General features: G+C 70.7%; 16 protein-coding genes and 1 pseudogene. 9 read left to right on the top strand and 8 right to left on the bottom strand.

The features are described from left to right. Positions 1-359: 359 nt before the first annotated feature. The 5 genes from OG429_RS38345 to OG429_RS38325 all read left to right on the top strand — a co-directional run bounded on the left by OG429_RS38345 (position 360) and on the right by OG429_RS38325 (position 5,820). On the top strand, positions 360-1,055 hold the full coding sequence (locus OG429_RS38345) for a VC0807 family protein (protein ID WP_328929876.1): 696 nt from the start codon (positions 360-362) through the stop codon (positions 1,053-1,055). Next, positions 1,052-2,260, top strand: a complete 1,209-nt coding sequence (locus OG429_RS38340) for an aromatic ring-hydroxylating oxygenase subunit alpha (protein ID WP_328929875.1) — start codon at positions 1,052-1,054, stop codon at positions 2,258-2,260. The genes OG429_RS38345 and OG429_RS38340 overlap by 4 nt, the downstream gene beginning before the upstream one ends. A gap of 399 nt (positions 2,261-2,659) precedes the next feature. Beyond that, positions 2,660-3,658 carry a UDP-glucose 4-epimerase GalE gene (gene galE, locus OG429_RS38335; RefSeq protein ID WP_328929874.1) on the top strand — a complete coding sequence of 333 codons (999 nt, stop codon included), beginning with the start codon at positions 2,660-2,662 and terminating at the stop codon, positions 3,656-3,658. A gap of 411 nt (positions 3,659-4,069) precedes the next feature. Beyond that, positions 4,070-4,672 carry a GNAT family N-acetyltransferase gene (locus OG429_RS38330; RefSeq protein ID WP_328929873.1) on the top strand — a complete coding sequence of 201 codons (603 nt, stop codon included), beginning with the start codon at positions 4,070-4,072 and terminating at the stop codon, positions 4,670-4,672. Between the two features lie 227 nt (positions 4,673-4,899). Beyond that, positions 4,900-5,820 (top strand): endonuclease/exonuclease/phosphatase family protein, encoded by a 921-nt coding sequence (locus OG429_RS38325; protein WP_328929872.1) that lies wholly within the window; start codon positions 4,900-4,902, stop codon positions 5,818-5,820. A 102-nt stretch (positions 5,821-5,922) separates the two neighbouring features. On the opposite strand, the gene OG429_RS38320 is transcribed toward OG429_RS38325, so the two are convergent. Both OG429_RS38320 and OG429_RS38315 read right to left on the bottom strand, forming a co-directional pair. After that, positions 5,923-6,960: a PP2C family protein-serine/threonine phosphatase gene (locus OG429_RS38320; RefSeq protein ID WP_328929871.1), complete on the bottom strand. Its 1,038-nt coding sequence runs from the start codon at positions 6,958-6,960 to the stop codon at positions 5,923-5,925. A 393-nt stretch (positions 6,961-7,353) separates the two neighbouring features. Then, entirely contained in the window at positions 7,354-8,007 is a 654-nt protein-coding gene (locus OG429_RS38315; protein WP_443051299.1) for a CHAT domain-containing protein, read from the bottom strand. Between the two features lie 331 nt (positions 8,008-8,338). Here OG429_RS38315 and OG429_RS38310 point away from each other — a divergent pair, with 331 nt between their 5' ends. Next, entirely contained in the window at positions 8,339-9,478 is a 1,140-nt protein-coding gene (locus OG429_RS38310; RefSeq protein WP_328929869.1) for a hypothetical protein, read from the top strand. Positions 9,479-9,482: 4 nt separating this feature from the next. Here the strand turns inward: OG429_RS38310 and OG429_RS38305 are convergent, their stop codons facing one another. Then, positions 9,483-9,701, bottom strand: coding sequence for a hypothetical protein (locus OG429_RS38305; protein WP_328929868.1), 219 nt, complete (start codon positions 9,699-9,701; stop codon positions 9,483-9,485). Positions 9,702-9,725: 24 nt separating this feature from the next. Next, entirely contained in the window at positions 9,726-11,705 is a 1,980-nt protein-coding gene (locus OG429_RS38300) for a M20/M25/M40 family metallo-hydrolase (protein ID WP_328929867.1), read from the bottom strand. A 510-nt stretch (positions 11,706-12,215) separates the two neighbouring features. Here OG429_RS38300 and OG429_RS38295 point away from each other — a divergent pair. Then, positions 12,216-12,469 (top strand): annotated as a pseudogene (locus tag OG429_RS38295) (oxidoreductase); the annotation flags it as partial. On the opposite strand, the gene OG429_RS38290 reads toward OG429_RS38295, so the two are convergent. The 3 genes from OG429_RS38290 to OG429_RS38280 are packed head-to-tail and all read right to left on the bottom strand — an operon-like array spanning position 12,456 to position 14,831. Next, entirely contained in the window at positions 12,456-13,487 is a 1,032-nt protein-coding gene (locus tag OG429_RS38290) for a DUF3048 domain-containing protein (protein ID WP_328929866.1), read from the bottom strand. The pseudogene OG429_RS38295 and the gene OG429_RS38290 sit on opposite strands and share 14 nt — an antisense overlap. 22 nt (positions 13,488-13,509) lie before the next feature. Beyond that, complete coding sequence (locus OG429_RS38285; protein WP_328929865.1) at positions 13,510-14,223, bottom strand: zf-HC2 domain-containing protein; 714 nt, start codon at positions 14,221-14,223, stop codon at positions 13,510-13,512. Beyond that, positions 14,220-14,831 carry an RNA polymerase sigma factor gene (locus OG429_RS38280; protein WP_328929864.1) on the bottom strand — a complete coding sequence of 204 codons (612 nt, stop codon included), beginning with the start codon at positions 14,829-14,831 and terminating at the stop codon, positions 14,220-14,222. The genes OG429_RS38285 and OG429_RS38280 overlap by 4 nt, the downstream gene beginning before the upstream one ends. 210 nt (positions 14,832-15,041) lie before the next feature. Between OG429_RS38280 and OG429_RS38275 the strand changes: the two genes are divergently transcribed. Both OG429_RS38275 and OG429_RS38270 read left to right on the top strand, forming a co-directional pair. Then, complete coding sequence (locus OG429_RS38275; RefSeq protein ID WP_328929863.1) at positions 15,042-15,527, top strand: cupredoxin domain-containing protein; 486 nt, start codon at positions 15,042-15,044, stop codon at positions 15,525-15,527. A gap of 5 nt (positions 15,528-15,532) precedes the next feature. Further along, complete coding sequence (locus tag OG429_RS38270) at positions 15,533-16,006, top strand: hypothetical protein (protein ID WP_328929862.1); 474 nt, start codon at positions 15,533-15,535, stop codon at positions 16,004-16,006. Positions 16,007-16,293: 287 nt separating this feature from the next. Here OG429_RS38270 and OG429_RS38265 read toward each other — a convergent pair whose 3' ends face one another. After that, complete coding sequence (locus OG429_RS38265; RefSeq protein ID WP_328929861.1) at positions 16,294-17,298, bottom strand: BtrH N-terminal domain-containing protein; 1,005 nt, start codon at positions 17,296-17,298, stop codon at positions 16,294-16,296. Between the last annotated feature and the right edge of the window lie 242 nt (positions 17,299-17,540).

Below are 17,540 nucleotides of genomic sequence, written 5' to 3'. Positions count from 1 at the left end.
CTGCCAGGTCCGTCTCGCCGCCGAAGCGACCAAGGCACCCCGAACGCACGCCGAGGCGCCCGCGGCAATGTTTCACGGGGCCCGGGCCTGCGGCCCGTTGGGGTTTCCGCTCCGGTCAGGGCCAGTCACCGCCCGGAGCCCTGGCTCCGGGGCCATGCGAGGAGGCCCCGACCTACACGCACCCCACACCGCAGCCACATACCGGGTCACCCGCTGACAACCAGCCGAAGCCACCACACCACCCAGTCACACACAGCCTGCCGTAGACAACCAGGATGAAACGGTACATCGAAGGATGTACGCGCATATCACCTGCCATGTCGATTCGGTGATCTTGGCCGGTGCCTACGGTTTTTCGTATGGCATCACTGAACGGTCAGACCGGAACACACAACATCCCGACGTGGCGGGCAGCGGCCACTGCGATGCTGGTCGCCGTGGTTCTCCCGCTGGCCGTGTTCTACGTTCTGCGGGCACAGGGGATCAGCCAATGGCTGGCACTGACGCTCAGCGGGGCGGTCCCCGCGGTGCACATGGCTGTCCAGGCCGCCACGCAGCGTCGTGTGAACAGCTTCGAGGCGTTCATGATCGGCATGCTGGCGGTACGCATCGTGACGTCGCTGCTCACCGGCAGTCCACGGGTCATCCTCGTCAAGGACGCCGGACTCGGGGCGGCCGCCGGGTTCTGGATCCTGGGCTCGCTTCTCGTGGCGAAGCCCTTCGCCTTCCAGGCCGGCCAGTCCTGGCACGCGCCCACCAGCGCAGCCGCCAGGGAAGCAGCCTGGCACGCCTCGCCCGCGCTGCGCAGCGGACTGACCCGGCTGACGGTGCTGTGGGGCTGCGCCCAGCTCCTGGACGGCGCTGCCGGAGCGCTCCTCGCCCTGCTGCTGCCGGTCGAGACGGTTCCGGCACTCAACCGGGCCAAGGGGCTGGCGATGCTGGGCGCTGTCCTCCTCGCCACCGTCTCCTGCAGCCGCCGCTACCGGCGCCGGCACGCCCTGTCCCTCTTCGGGTCAACACCCCTGATCACCAGAAAGGAAGGCCGATCACCATGACCATCCACCGCACCACGGCCAAGGAGCCTGCCACCCCCGCGTCCGCCCCCGGGGCCCTGCGTGAGACGCTCGCGGAGCTGCAACGTCTGGCCGCGCTCCCGCTCGAACGCGGCCAGACGTTGCCACCCCACGCTTACACCTCCCCCGAGATGTACGAATGGGAGGTCGAACGGATCTTCCGGCGCGAGTGGCTCTGCGTGGCACGAGCCGAGGACATTCCGGAGCCGGGAAGCTATCTGCGGCTGGACCTCCTCGGCACGCCACTGGTGATCACCCGGGACGAGGAGGGCGAGCTGCATGCCCTGTCCCGGGTGTGCCGCCACCGGTTCATGGACCTCCTGCCACCGGAGAACACGCCTGAGCGCGGCTGCCTGCCACGGCTGACCTGCCCTTACCACACCTGGACGTACCGGCTGAACGGCCACTACGCGGGACAGCTCGCCGGTGCTCCATTGATGCAGCGTGTCGACTTCGACCGGGCCACCTGCCGGCTCCCGGCCCATCGCGTCGAGGTCTGGAACGGCTTCGTCATGCTCAACCTCGATCCCGACGCGGCACCGGCAGCACCCGCATTGCGCGGGCTGGACCTGCGGCTGAACAGCCACGGCATCGCGGACTGGGTGAGTGTCCACTCCCAGACCTGGGAAGGCGTACCCGCCAACTGGAAAGTGGCGGTGGAGAACGGTTCGGAGAACTACCACCACATGGGCACGCATGCGGCGACCCTGGATCCGGTACTGCCGGGCCGGCACACGGAAGTCGACGAATGCGACGGCCGCTGGTTCACCATGTTCACGCCGCTCGCCGACCCCGAGCAGGGCGGCACCGGCCTCGGGAAGCCTTCTTCTCGGTCCCGTGGGGAATCGCAGCCGGGCATGCTCATCGCCGGCATCTTCCCGCAGTTCGTCCTGGCGGTCCTGCCCAACAGCGCAGTCGGCATCCGCTGGCTGCCCACCGGTCCCACCACCCACGACACACAGATCACGGCCATGGTCCCACCCGGAGCGCACAGCGCGCCCGGCTTCGCGGAGACGCTGGCCGCCATGCGCGCCCAGATCTCGCAGATCCAGGAAGAGGATCTCGTGGCCGTCCGCGGCGTCCAGCGGGGCCTGGCCTCCCACCCGGAGCCGTCCAACGGCCGGTTCTCACATCTGGAGCGCCCGTTGTGGCAATTCCAGCGCTACCTCGCGGAGCGACTGCTGTGACCGCCGTCAGTCATCGACGTCAGAGGTTGAGGATTCAAGCCAGAGAAGTTGACTATCTGCAACAGGTCGGGCCCCGGCGGGCGGGTGGAACGCCGGGGCCCTCGCCGGTCAAGCCCAAACGGGCCCGCTCACCAGTCGCGATTTCGACGGCCAGGCCTCGGGGAGAAAAGCCCGCCCGTCGGTGCCCTCGGCTCCTCGCCGGCCACAACACGCCCCCAGCGCCGGGGCGAGGAGACATGCCGAGCACCGGCCCACGGCCTGCGCGTCGTGAGCGAACACGCAACTGTGCCTGGGCGCGTACCTGTGAGCGAGAGGTTGCTGTTCCGAGGGACTAATCCGACTCCGCTAGCTTAAGTGCCAGTTGCCTACTAGAGCTTGAACGACTGGGAAGAGAACATCGTGACAACCGTCCTCATCGCCGGAGGAGCCGGCTACATCGGCAGCACTGTCGCCTCGGCCTGTCTGGACGCGGGCATCACCCCCGTGATCCTCGACAACCTCGTCCGAGGCCGCCGCGAGTTCACCAAAGGCCGCACCTTCTACGACGGCGACATCTCGGACGGCGCGCTGATCGACCGGATTTTTTCTGAGCACCCGGACATCTCCGCCGTGGTGCACTGTGCGGCGCTGATCGTGGTGCCGGAGTCCGTCGCGGACCCGATCGGCTACTACGAGGCGAACGTGGCCAAGAGCCTGGCCTTCGTCCGTCACCTGCACCGCAATGGCTGCGACCGCATCGTCTTCAGCTCCTCGGCTTCCATCTACCAGGCCGAGGACGGCTCCCCCGTCAACGAGAACTCGCCGCTGGCGCCGCAGAGCCCCTACGCGCGTACGAAGGCCGTGTGCGAGGAGATGTTCGCCGACATTGCCGCGGCCGGGCAGATGCGCGTGCTGTCGCTGCGGTACTTCAATCCGATCGGTGCCGACCCCGAACTGCGGACCGGCCTTCAGCTCACGCGGCCCAGCCACGCCCTGGGCGTGCTCATCCAGGCACACCAGGAAGGCCGCCCGTTCCCGATCACCGGCACGAACTACCCGACGCGCGACGGCACGGGCATCCGCGACTACGTGCACGTCTGGGACCTCGCCGCAGCCCACGTAGCGGCGATCGACCGGTTCGACTCCATCCTCACGAAGTCGAAGCCCTCGATCGCGATCAACCTGGGCACCGGCTCCGGCACCACCGTCCGGGAGCTGTGCGCGGCGTTCAACAACGTCGTCAGCACGCCCCTGGCCACCGTCGACACCGACCCGCGCCCCGGCGACGTCGCTGGCGGCTACACCAAGAGCGACCGGGCGGCCGAACTGCTGGGGTGGACGCCGAATCTGTCCGTGGAAGAGGGCATCCGGTCCGCCCTGGACTGGATTCCGGTGCGCGACGAGCTGCTGAAGGACTGATCCTTCCTTCCCGCCTTCCCGCCTGTCTGGCGCTCGCCGCGAGGTTCGACACCCTCGTCCTTGACGGCGCCGCAGCGCTGGCCACCGCCTCCCCCGACGGGAACGGCAGGGGCCGCATCCGCTCCGATGGCGCCGCCATCGGAGCGGCCCACCGGCCGGGCGGCATCACCGTGTTCCTCACCGCGGCCGGGATGGACAACGCCGAGGACGGTGGACCCCTGGTCCCGGGCTGGCACGTCGAGCGGCTGATGCTGTGTCTCTTGAAGCGGCCGATGGAGGAGTGCGGCCGTCATCAGCAGCCAGAGCGTGTACATGATCCACGAGCCGGGGACAGTGGCCTGGCATGGGCGAGCACCGCGGGGCACGGCATAACCGATCGACACCCTGAACTTGATCGGGTTGGGTGGGGGGATGCCAGAGCTGCGAACCGATCGTCTCCTGCTCCGCCGGTGGCGGGAGTCCGACCTCGTACCGTGGGCGGCCATGAACGCCGATCCCGAAGTCAGAGAACACCTGGGGGAACTGCTGACGCGGGAGCAGAGCGATGCCGCGGTGGCAGTCATGCGGGCCGAGTTCGACGAGCGCGGTTTTGGGTGGTGGGCGCTGGAAGCACGGGAGACCGGTGAGTTCATCGGCCGCGCCGGATTGGACGAGGTGGGGAAGGACATGCCGTTCACGGGGGTGGATATCGGTTGGCGGTTGGTGCGGTCGGCGTGGGGTCACGGTTACGCTACCGAGGCCGCCCTGGCCTGTCTGGCCTTCGGCTTCGAGGCCCTCGGGCTGCGGGAAGTGGTCGCGTCGACGACCGTCAGCAACCTTCGTTCCCAGGCAGTGATGCGCCGGATCGGCATGACCCGCGACCCGGCCGACGACTTCGAGGATCCGAGCATGCCCGAAGGGCCGCTCCGCCGGTGTGTGCTGTACCGGACCCGCGCAGAGATGCTCACGGCCCACACCACGCGGCGGGGCACGACCCGGACACTCCACGGGCTTACGACCCCGACCCCTCGTTGATCGCGAAACGGTCTTGGTGATGACGAGCGGGCCTTTCAAGAATTGAGCAGCCGGCACACGGATCATGAGCGGGCGTACTCAACTTCCCGCCCCACCTCAGGCTGGGCCTGCAGGCAGCCGGGCTGAGCAGGAAGAACCACCCCCTCAGGCGCTGGGGGCGGCTTCCTTCTGCCGTACAGGCAGCCGGTGTTGGGGTAGCCGCTGCGGCTGCGGGAAGCATCACGGGTGTGCGTCGAACCCCTGCCTCCCTGGCCGTCCTCACCGTCTCCGCCGCCGCGTTCTGTGCCCTCGTCCCGCCTGGACCGTCCGCTGCCGCGGCCCCTGCCACCGAAGCCGTCACCGCTGCCGGGACGATCCGGCTGACCAGCTACAACATCTGCGGCAACATGTGCAGCCTTCCCCCGTACGACCCGGCACGCCGGATCGCCGCCGTGGTCGCCGAGGCCGATCCCGGAGGCTGGGGTGCCGACCAGCTCTTCCTCCAGGAGGTGTGCGAGCACCAGTACCTTGCCCTCCTCGACCGGCTGGGCCCGCTCGGCTACACCGGGTTCCACTCCGCCACCCTCCCGGCCGGGAACCCGGCCATCTGCGAGGGCCACGCCTACGGGAACGCGGTGCTCGTACGCGGACCGGTCTCGGAGACGGCCGATCTCGACCTGACGGTAGGAGGCGAACGCGAGCCGATCACGGTGCCCTGCGCCCTGAACTTCCTGGCCAACCGGCCCACCTGGTCCTGCTCCGTACACCTCTACTGGGACGACGGCACCCTCGCGGTGCCCGAAGCAGACCGGCTCGCGGCGCAGACCCGCCAGTGGCTGGACGAAGGATTCACCGTCGTTCTGGGCGGGGACTTCAACCACTCCCCACGCACCGCCACCCTGTCGCGCTTCTACCGGCCGGAGCGAGGGGACGGCGCCGACGGGTCCTTCACAGAGGCCGACGAGAGCGACCCGGAGTACTTCGAGCGCGCGGTCTGCCCACCCGCCACCACGTCCGCATGCCGGTCGGGCGAGGCGACCTTCGGCACGAAGAAGCTCGACTACCTCTTCCTCAGCACCCCCCACTTCCAAGCGCCGAGCGCCGACGCCCTCCCCCTCGACACGGCAGTCTCCGACCACAACCTGCTGCGCGTCTCGGCCACCACCTGACCCCACCAGCTGACGGGCGCGGAGCAGGTACACATGCTCTTCACCTACGCCTGGCGTGGACCGAGTTCGAGTGGTGCGGGCCGCTCACCGGGACTCCGTGCCTCAGGGCTCGCGCAGGCGTACGGCGAGGGCGGCGATGTCGTCGTCAAGGCGTCCTCTGCTGTAGTGGAGGAGATCGCGGTGAAGAGCCGTGAGCAGTTCGCGGGGCGGTGTCGGGGGCTGGCGGCGCATCCAAGCTGCCAGCGGGAAGAACTCGCCGTCGCGGTCGCGGGCCTCGGCGATCCCATCGGTATAGAGGAGCAGCAGGTCGCCGGGGGCGAAGTCGAAGGTGTCGACGTTGTAGTGATCGCCGATCAGCTCCGCGAGGCTGAGGAGTGGCGATGGGGTGGCTGACCCGAGGACACGGAGTTTCCTGCGGTTCAGGAGCAGCGGCGGGGGGTGTCCGCAGTTGAGGATGTTGATACGTCTGCCCTCGTGCGGGATCTCGACGAGAAGAGCGGTGGCGAAGCGCTCCATCGGCCCCTCGGGGGGAAACGCGGCGTTGTAACGGGTGCTGCTGGCGTCCAGCCGGCGTGCGACGTTGACCATGTCGGCCTCGCCGTAGGCCGCCTCCCGGAAGGCGTTGACGATCGCCGCGGCCGCCCCCACTGCCGGCAGGCCCTTGCCCCGCACGTCACCGATGAGCAGCCTGACCCCGTATGGCGTGTCGACCACCTCGTAGAAGTCCCCGCCGATGCGGGCCTCCGCCGCGGCCGCGAGATACAGGGACTCGATCTCGATGCTGCCGAAGCGGCGTGGCATGGGGCTCAGCACCACCTGCTGCGCCGCGTCGGCGACGAGCCGCACCTGAAAGAGGGTGCGCTCGCGCTGGAGCCGGACATGGCTTCCGTACGCGGCGGCCACGGTGACCGCGATGATCCCCGCCGCCGTCCACCACGTCCCCAGATCGGGGAAGACGAGGCTGAGGCCGATCATCAGCATGAGGCAGACCGTCCCGAGCAGGACGGTGGGGAGTACCGGCCACATGGCAGCGGCGAGGGCCGGCGCCGCGGGCAGGAGGCGACTGAAGGCCAGTTCCGGCGGAGTGGAGTATGCCAGGCTGGCGATGACGACGGTCAGGATGACCGGCGACAGCCGCACAAGTCTTCCCGGGCCGGGGCGCCGACGGAGCCGCGGCCGTCCAGACTGGATCACACTTCACAGAATATCTACGCAACGAGGGCATGGCGCTCTGGCGAATCAGAGTGGCCGCCTACCCGTAATCGAACATATAGACCAAAACGTGCGAGTGCGGCCGTCCCGGTATCGGGCGGTCGAAAGTCGGCTCGACTGGCAGCTTTCCCAGGTCCGCAAGGCGATCGAGCGCTTGGAACAGGAGGAAGCCGCAGTCACGGCCCGACGCCCTCCGGTGGCGCAGGACCTCGGCAGAGCCGCTGGCGTCGGGCGGGTTGGCACCGTCGTCAGTCAGGTGGCTGTAGAAGCTCTCGGCGATGCCCCGGGTGGCGTCCTCGACGACGCGCCACAGGGCGCCGATCAGGTAGGGGGGCCTGCGAGGTGGAAGGCGCCGGTGATGCGGACGGCTTGGTCCGCGAGCCAGGGGCTGCCGACGGCGGTGTCACAGGCCGACAGGAAGGCCAGGCCGCCCTTCAGGCGCACGGCGCCGATGTCGATAACGGTCAGCAGAGCCATCAGGTGGTCGTGGAGGGCCAGGCGGCTGCGGGCCTGGTCGGTCCGCAGTGCCCAGACGTGGCAGGCAAAGTGCGCCACCTGGTGGTGGGGCGGCGCGGCGAGCGCGGTCTCCCGTATGGGGCCTGGCAGCACGTGGGCACCCGGAATCAGTGCCTTCAGGGTCGCGGCCTCTTCGCCCGGCCGGCCCCGCCGACGCGCGCGGACAGCATCCGCAGGCCGATTGCATGGTCGGACAGGAGCACGGTACGGCCGGGGTGGTCGAACGGGGTGGCGGCGATCACGGGCCGCCAGGTCGACCGATCCCGGCACGGGAAACCCCGACCACCTCGTCGAGAACGTGGCGGCGGGGGCGAACCGGCTCGCGGATGCGGAGGTGAGGCGGCTCGACGTGCTCGCACGCTCCACGGTCACCCGCCGTGTTCGGGTTGACACATAGGGGCATACGCCGCGTACTGGGCATAAGGGACTATTCCCCCCGGAGCCCGGTCGGTGGTGCATCCACCGCCTCTCGGCTCCCCCCTTCTCCCCTGGAGCGGCAATGACCGTGCAGCAGCACGCGACGACCCAGACAGTTCTGGTGTACGAGGACGATCCCGGAGCTCCTCTGCAGGAAAATGTGCCGGTGCGACACCCGGTGCCCCAGCTCGACACACAGCCCTTTCCGACGGCCATCGCCGAGGCCGCGCCGCACCCGGACAGTGCCGGGCCGGGCACGCCGGCCTTCCGCTACTGGGTGGCGGCCCACGCGTTGAGCACGGGTTGCCAAACCTGGGGTCCGCTGGTTCCCACGGGAACTCAGTGGGTCCCGTCGGTCGGACGTGTCCTGACCGTGCATCTCGACGAGGGAGTCGACCTCAACGCCTTCTACGACCGGCGAGGCTTGAAGTTCTTTCACCAGAGGGTGGAAGGAGTGGACGTCTTCTCGGGCCAGAGCCCCGAGATCGTCCGGCACGAGTTGGGCCACGCGGTCCTGGACGCCCTGCGCCCCCAACTGTTCAACGCGGCGATGCACGAGTCCGACGCCCTCCACGAGGCGTTCGGTGACATCAGCGCGCTGCTGACCGCACTCCAGCTGGAGTCGCTGCGGATCACCGTCCTGACCCAGACGCAGGGCAGCCTCGAGCAGTCCTCTCGCGTGTCGCGGCTGGCCGAGCAACTGGGCTGGGCGGTACGCAAGGTCCAACCGGACGCGGCCGAACCGGACTGCCTGCGCAACATGTCCAACCACTTCTTCTACCGCGACCCGGTGCACCTGCCACCGCTCGGACCCGGGAACATGCTCACCAGCGAGACCCACTCGTTCTCCCGGGTGTTCAGCGGCGCGTTCCTGAAGATCGTCGCGGGGATCTTCCGTCAGCAGGACAGCCAGGACCAGGCCGCTCTGGCCGAGGCGGCCCGGATCGCCGGCCAGCTGCTGGTGGACGCCGTCGTGGCCGCGCCGGTGGTGTCCGGCTACTACGCGCAGGTCGCGGGCCACATGATCGCTGCGGACCAGCGTCGCAACGGCGGCAAGTACGGTCCGTCCCTGCGCTCGGCGTTCACCCGCCACGGAATTCTCTCCTTGGGCGCTGCCACGTCCCTCACCGCAACGGAGTTGACACGCCGAGGCGCCGCCGTGGCCGAGGCGACGCCGGGCGGTCGTGACGAGGAAGGCCTGACGACGGTCACGGTCCAAGGGATGGCGTACGGCATCAAGGGACCGCTCACCCTCTACGCCCCCGGGGAGACTCGCCGGTTCGGCATCGCCAGCTCCGACCCCGCGGGCGGCTCGGTGCGGCCCGCAGACCCCGAGCAGGTCGCCACGTCGTACCTGGAGGACCTCCTCCGCCGCGGCCGGGTCGAGATCCCCGCCGAGCACCGTACCGACGTGGCGGTCGTGGACGACAGCCCCACCCGGCTCAAGACCCACGAGATCGCCCGGAGCGAGACCACCGAGGGCCTCGCTCTGGTCCGGCGCTGCTTCGACTGAGAGGTCAGCTGAAAAAGCGCAGACGGCGGACGGTGAGCCGTCCGTCGTCCTCGCGCTTGATGACGTGGGTCGTCCGGGACGTCGGCTCCTCGCCCTCGAAGACCGCCTGGCCCCGTGCCAGCAGATCGCTGACGTACTTCTCGGTCGCCGGGCGCCCGGCCTCGTCGTTCTGCTCGTGCCCGTCCTCGCCCGAGGCCGGGTTCGTGTCATTGTCCGTGCCCATATGTGACCTCCATTCCGTCGGTGTCTACAGCCCGGCGAATGTCAGAGCGGTCGCGGTGACCGAGCCGGCGATCGTGGCGGCGAAATCGGTGTCGTGGTCCTGGTCGAGGAGCGTGTCCCCCGGGGTGTGGTACTGCCGGGTGCCGGTCCCCGGCGCGCCGTCGGGGGTGGAGAAGAGGTCCTCGGACACGGCGACGGCCGCCCATCCCCGCTCATGGAAGCTCGCGTGGTCGCTGCGTCCCACTGCCGGGTCGTCGGGGCCCGTGAGGTGCTGGACGGTCACCGCGGGATCGAAGGCGGGTACGGTGCGTGCGACGAGGTGGCCGAGCGCGTCGGAAGCCCCCACGACCGGGCCCGGTACGGAGGATCCCGCGTGGATCTCGACCTTGGGCGTGCTGCCCCGCTGCAGTCCCGCGATCATGTCCATCTGGAAGACCCCGGCGATACGGTCGCCCTCCGCGGCGGCGGCCCGTGCGTAGAACTTGCTGCCGACGAGGCCCTGTTCCTCGGCGTTGAAGAGCACGAAGCGCACGTTGCGGGTCGGCTGCCTGCCGTCCGCGAGCAGGGCGGCCAGACATTCGGCCGCGGCCATGACCCCCGCCGTCCCGCTTCCGTCGTCATCGGCTCCCGGTGCGGGGTCCACCGCCGGGTCGTAGGGGCGGGGTTCGCCGTTCGCGTCCTCGAAGTCACCGCTGGACGCGGTCGAATCCAGGTGGGCCGTGATGAGGACGGTGGAGTCCGCCCCGGCGACCCGGTGCTCGGCTTCCAGGTTGAACAGCTGTCGTCCCCGCCACCGGAACGGGTGCCGCCGGACGTGCAGCCCGAGTTCCCGGAACCGGCGGGCCAGCGCCTCGACGACCCGCGCGTTGTCCTCGGCCGCCGCGTCCCTGCTGCGGACCGTCAGTGACTCGCCCTCGACCAGTGGCTTCACGCCGGAGATACGCGCCACATGGCCCAGCAGGGCCTCGGAGGTCACCGTCGCCCGCACCGCGGCGATCGTCTCGGGGGACGGGAGGCCGTTGCCGGACGCCGCGCCGGGCCGGCCCGGGCGCGGGTTTCCGGCCGCTGCGCCGGTGAGCACGTCCGACTGAGCCTCGCCGGGCCGCGAGAGGAGCGTCGGGTCCGGCAGCAGGCCTTCCGTGTGTCCGGGCTTGGCACCCGGCCGGTGCACCTCCTCGACCGGCGCTCCGGCGGGCACGGCGAGATACACACCACCCGGTGCGGGCCCGAGCAGGGCGGCCGGCGGGGCACCCCTCCCGGCCAGGGCGTCGGCGATGAAGCCGTATGCGGCCGTGGCGCGCCGCGCCGCTACGGTCGCCGACCCCGCGGTGTCTGCGGAGTCCGCGAGCGACTCGGACTCCGTGACCGGACGGTCGTCGCGGATCAGGAAGGCCGCCCTGTCCTCCACCGGTTCGCGCCGGTCCACGGTGAACCCGGCGCGTTCGAGCGCTTCGGCACCGAGTGCGCTCGCCATGACGAGCACGAGCCGGTCCGAGGCCACATGCACGGGAACGACCTCGGTCGTCTCCGCCGCCGCGGCCAGCTCCGGCAGGCCCCGGCCGTCCGGCAGCCCGATCCGCGCGAAGAGCACGGGACGGTTCTCCACCGCGGCGAGGGCGAACACCGGATGCGGAGCCGTACGCATTCCCGCCTCCCGCGCGAACGCCCTCTCCTGGGCATCCTCGCCCACGAACACACAGTCGTCGGCCGGCGCACCCCCGGTGCTCGCGACCGCCAGATCGAAGAGCCTGCGGCTGTCCTTCACACCCCAGTGCACAAGACTCGCGTCCGTGAACCGGCCGGGGAACGCCTCCTCGAGGGCCGCCGCCGCCCGTTCGTCCGCACCGTCGCCCGGCCCTGGGTTGGAAATGATGCCCTTGCGTACGTCACGGAAGGCATCGAGGACGGCGACCACCCGGGGCCGGGGCCTGAGCGTCAGTGAGCCGACGGGCTCCACGCGGGCATCCGCCAGAGTGGCCCCGATGTCGAAGAAGAGCACGGACATGTGAAGCGCCTCCGAAGTGTGGGGGTTCCCTCCCCCGTCCTCTGCCCGTGACTCGTCCGTCCACTGCGCGAGACCCTCCGCCTGTACCCGATTGGCGTAAGTGACTTTCTCCGGTCGAGAGCTCGGTCCAGGCCCCTGGTGAAGGCGTGCAGATGGGGCAGACCGGCTCCGCGGACCTGAACGATCCAGTGGGAGAGTCCGTCGGAGTTTCCTGCACGAGGCGTCAGGAGTTCAGCGAAGTCCACGATCCTGGGAGCCAGTTGGGTCGTCTCGGGGCGCGAACGCCAGCGACTCCTCACGGCACTGCGTCACCACCGGGTATGAGGCAGGGCCGTTAACTTTACGGACCCCACCCGCGAGGTGTCGGGTCGCCAGCTGGCGGTGGCCCACGGCCGCCGCCTGCCGGTTGACCAGCCTCGCGAGCTCTCCCTTCGACCAGCCAGCCAGGCCGAACAGGTCCGAAAGGCGGTGTTGGGCCCTCTGCTCACGTCAGGAGCCCAAATTCTCGGCGGCGGCAGCTGGGCACCCGCCACGACACCGCCGCCCGCCTACCGGTCGGGCGTGGCCTGGCTCTCGTACGCGCGCACCGCGCCGGCAGCGGGCCGACCGGCACGGACATCACGTACGACGCCGGCCGCACGTGGCGGGCGCTGGACGCCGGCTCCTTCGGCACCGTGGACTGCGCGGGCCCGGGCGCCTGCTGGGCCGCGGGGGTGAACGGCCTCTTGGCCCAGCTGGAGAGGTGGCGCCTCAGCTGCCGGTGAACACGATCCAGGTCTGACCGGGGGCGAAGTTCAGTCGGCCGGCAGCGGTGGTGAAGGAGGTGCCGGACTCGGCAGTGGGGCGGGACCAGCGGGCGTCGTAGCCCTTGCCGTCCCGCAGGACCAGCGCCGAGCCGCTGCCGACGGTCTCGGTGTACGGCGAGACGGCGCCCAGCCGGTCCTTGAACCGCGAGGGATGCACCATCACGTGCTGGACCACCACGGTGGACGCGGTCAGGCGCCCGGCGTCGGTGCTCCGGGCCGAGGCGCCGTCCATCGACACGAGCCAGTGGTGACCGGTGCCGGACCAGGTGAAGGTGAAGCGGGCGGCGGGGTAGCGGACCGTCTGCTCGTTCACCTGCCGGCCGCCCGCCGGGGCCGGGCCGAAGCGGAAGCCGATGTCCTTGGCGATGCTCGCCCGCGGGGCCGCGGCCAGTGCCGCGCGCGGATTCAGGTACAGGTTGTGCGGGGCCGGCCGGGAGGGGGCGCGCGTATACGCCCGAGGTGCTGTTTCCGGCGGCAGCGGGTACAGCGGGGCCGCGCGGATCAGCGGCTTGAGCGCCGTCTGCGCACCGGAGTAGGCGAGCGCGGGCCGACCGAACTGCCGCAGCAGCTCCAGGTCGGACTGGCGCGCACTGCGCACCGGGCCGACCTCGGGCGGCTCCCGGGAGGAGAACACGGCCAGGATCCGGCTCTGGCCGCCCTCGACCTGCTCGACGTAGACGAGGTCCGCCGCGGCCAGACCCGTGTGGGGGCGGGCGGGTCCCACATTGTCGATCTTCACGGCGAGCACGGGGGCCGTCCGGCCCGGGCGCCCGGTGAACGGAGAGACGGCGGCCGGCGCCGTCGTCGGGGTCGGGGTCGGGGTCGGCTGCGGCGTCGGCGTAGCCGTCGGTGGCTTCGCTGACTCCGGCTCGCGCCCGCACGACGGCAGGACGAACAGTGCGACCGCCGTGGCCGCCCCCGCCACCACGGCCACCGGCCCGACGACCCTTCCCCACCTGCGCGAATCCCATGTCATCGGTCCGACTCCGGTTTCCACGTCATGAGCGGTCGGCGGCCGGGAACCGCGCTGTGGCCAGGACGGATCCGTCGGCGGCGAGGACCCGGGCTCCGGTCAGCGTCGAGGGGTCCACGGGGGCGGGGGCGCCCCAGGAGCCGTAGCCGTCCTTGAGGGAGAACGCGCCCACCGCAACGGTGCTGCCGTCGGAGCGTTCGAGCAGGCATCGGACCGCTCCTGCGCCCGCCCCGCCGCCCGGGGCGCCGGCCGCGTCGAGGTCCACGGACATGTACACCCAGCCCGGCCCACCGGGGTACGCGAAGATCCGGCCTACCTCCTGGCCGCCCGACACCAGCGCCGCCTGGAGCAGAGCCGGCCGCGGGGTCCCGTCCTGCGTCTGTGATCCGGATCCGGCACTGTCGTCGACGGCCGTACCCACGGCCCAGCCGCCGAAGCCGCACGCGACGGCCAGAGCGGCGGCCGCGGCGGCCAGGCGCAGCCGGTTGCGGCGCCGGGTCGGCGGCGCGGCCGACAGCAGCCGGTCCAGTACCCGGGTCTCGAAGCCGACCGGCGGCTCGCCGGCCGGGATCAGCCCGAGCAGGCCGTCCCCGGCCAGCGTCAGCTGCTCGACGTGCTCCCGGCAGCCGGGGCAGCGGTCCAGGTGGGCCTCCGCCTGCGCCCGCTCGCGGGCGGGCAGGACGCCCAGCGCAAGCTCGGCACCGAGCTCCCGCAGCCGTTCGCAGCTCATCCCGTTCATCGCCGCCGCTCCTCGGTCTCCGTACGCCGCTCCCCGGCCACCAGACGCCGTTCTCCAGCCCCCAGGGCCGTCCGCAGCTTGCCCATCGCAGTCCTGATCCGGGTCTTGGCCGTGCCCAGCGGGATCCCCTCGAACTCGGAGACCTGCTGGGCCGTCATCCCGTAGATCCCCGCCATCACCAGGGCCCGGCCCTGCTCCCGGGGCAGCGCCGCCACTTCCGCCCGCACCCGCGCCGAGGTGTCGTCCGCCAGCGCCCGCAGCTCAGGGGTCTCGGTCACGACGTCGAGCAGCGCCTCCAGGTCCTCGGGCGCGACCGGCCGGGCCCGGCGGGCGCGCACCGCGTCGATGGCCAGGTTGTGCGCGATGGTCGTGAGCCAGGTCCGCACCGAACCGCGCCGCGAGTCGTAGACCTGCGCGTGCCGCCAGGCCCGCTCGAAGGTCTGCTGCGCGATGTCCTCGGCCAGCTGCGGATCGCCGACGACCGCGACGGCCACACCGAAAACGGTGCGCTGGAAGCGGCGCACGAAGGCCACGGCGATCTCGGGATCGCCGGTCGTCAGACCGGACAGCAGTGCCTCGTCCGGCACCTGTCCGAGGGGGAGGCCCATTGTGTGCACACCAGTTCATACGGCCGGCCCACGCCAAGGGATTGCCCTCGGCTCATGCCCCGCGCCGGAGGTCACCGTCCCAGTCTGCGCCCCGTTCCTGGGTCCTCCCATCCCTGGAGGCGGTTCGTCCGTATCACTTGCGGAACGACCGGTCCGGGACGACCGATCGGGGACGACCGGTCCCGCGGAGGCCTTACGGAGGGCTGAGCCATGACAACCACACTCACCCGACCGCGAGCACGCCGCCGCGTGGCGCTGGGCCTGGCAGCCGGCGCGTTGGCGAGCGTACTCGCCGCCTGCGGAGACGGGAACGGCGGCGGGGGCGGTACATCGACCGCCAAACCCCCCGAGCCGGCCAAGGAGGCGGGCGTCACCCAGGTCACGGCGGATCTGACCGACTTCCGCATCGCGCTGTCACAGCAGACCTTCAAGGCCGGCGACTACAGCTTCGCCGTGAAGAACAGCGGACAGCACGACCACGCCCTGGAGATCGAGGGGCCGACGGACGAGAAGGCCACCAAGACGCTGGAGCCCGGCGCGTCCGAGACGCTCAAGGTCACCCTCGCGTCCGGCACGTACGAGATCTACTGCCCCGTCGACGGGCACAAGGACAAGGGCATGAAGACGGAGATCACCGTGGCTGGCGGTAGCGAGGCGCCGGTGAACCAGACCCCGTCGTCGAGCGATGGCTACTGACCGCCATGACCGTCCGCCACCCCGCAGCCCGGCCCGAGGCCCCGCCCGCCGGCCGGTCCATGACCGCGGCCCTGCTCGCCCTGCGCCTGGTCGGCGCGGGGCTGACGGCGGCGATGGCCGCCATCCACCTGCACCTCTGGGCGGGCGGCTACCAGGACCTGGCCACCATCGGCGTGCTCTTCCTGCTCAACGCCATCGGGGGCGGCCTGCTCGCGCTGGCGCTGCTGGCCGCCCCCCGGCGATACCTGGGTGCCGTGGCCGCGCTCGGCGCGCTGTTCACGGCGGGGACCCTGGGCGCGCTGGTGCTCAGCCTGACGCCCTCGGGGGTGTTCGGTTTCCACGAGACCCTTGATGCCGAACTGGTCGGGGCCACCCTCGTCGTCGAGTCGGTGGGGACCCTGACCCTGACCCTGCTGGCCCCGCTCGCCCTGGGCCCGCGTCTTCGACTGAGCCGCCGATCGCGCCGCCGCGCCCGCTGAAGGACGCCCCCCGAACCCCCTCCCCCGGTTCAGGCCAGCAGCTGCTCGCGCACCGAGGGCAGCTCCGGGTCCGTCTTGGTAGCCGTGAACTCCGTGATTAGGAACGCGCAGACCCCGGCGGGCGTGAACGGCTCCTCCAATCGCATGCACAGATGGTGTCACGCCAACGCAACGACCTCTGACGACCTGCCGGTTCGCCGATCAGGTCGACCAGCTGCCCATTCGCTGAGAAGGCCTCACTCACCGCACGTTCGGAGACGACGCCCGGCAGGACCACGCGGCGGGCACTAATTCTGCAGCGCCCGTACCGCCTGCCGCTCCAGGTCCAGGCAGCGGTCCACACGCTCCGCACACGCGTCGAACAGCGCTCGCAGCCCCTGGGCACCGGCATCCGGGGCGGCGTCCCGGGCGAGCACGGCCAGCTCCGACCAGTGCCGGGCGGACTCTCTGAAGAGTCCGGCGGCCTCTGGGCGCCCGACGAGGTCGAGGAAGTCCGCGTACAGCGGCCGGGTCGCGCCCGGCGCGGTCCACTCCTCCTCCAAGCAGGCGTGCAGCCGCCCTGTGCCGGCACGGAAGGCCTCGGGCGAGCTGCCGAACCGGCGCTCCCAACCCGTCTTGGTAGTGCTGTCGCGCAGCTGTGCGGCGAGCTTCTCCATCCCGGTGAAGCCGAAGTTCACGTCGAACTTGTTCCCCAGAACCGGCCCGGTGAGGTGCATGACGGTGGAGGCGATCGCCCCTGCCACGTCCGGCTCCCCCTCGGCCGGCCCAGTGGGCACGATCAGCTGGTGGCGGCCGTTGCGGTGCGCGGTCCAGGCAGCACCGAACTCTTCGCGGTCGATCCGGTACGGAGTATCGGCACCGTCCTCGATCAGCAGGTCGTCGCCGTCGTACCCGGCGATGACGACGGTGTACGGGTCGGTGCCGGTCATCTCGGCGTCCGGATCGGCCCCATGCCAGGGCAGAGAGGAGCGGTCGACCACGCAGAAGGCGGGCTGCCCCTCGTCGAGCGCGGCACGGACCCGGCCCCAGCGGGGCTTCATCGCGCGCGTGGCGTCGTACGGAATTCCCAGGCGGCCGAGGGCGACCTGGACCCACGGCTCCGGATGGGCCTGGGCCACAATCGTGACGATGGGCAGCCGGCCCTCGTATTCGAAGACGAAGTACATGAAGCCGATCCCCCCGGCCAGGCCGGCAACGAGCTCCTCGTCGTGGACACTGCCCAGAGCGTGCCGGATCAGGGAGGCCTCGCGGTGGCGTCCGTTACCGAAGTCTTCGTACACGAGCACAGTCATGCGATCAGCCTAACCACGCAAACAGCGGGAACCGCACGGCCCCCCGTCAGCCGCTCCGCCGTCCCCACTTGCACGAGCGACACCAGAACATCGCTGGGAAACGGCCCTTCCGACCAGGAACGCCATTCGAATCCAGTGCGGACGACAGTCGCCAGCCACTGCACATCACACGTCGCTCATCACTCCTCGCTCGGCGAACCCTACAACCCCAGGTCACAAGCGTCACGACTACGCAGTCTCAC

Source organism: Streptomyces sp. NBC_00190, assembly GCF_036203305.1.
GTDB lineage: Bacteria > Actinomycetota > Actinomycetes > Streptomycetales > Streptomycetaceae > Streptomyces.
Note: the sequence above shows the minus strand (reverse complement) of the source record. Positions and strands in the feature narration are given on the sequence as shown.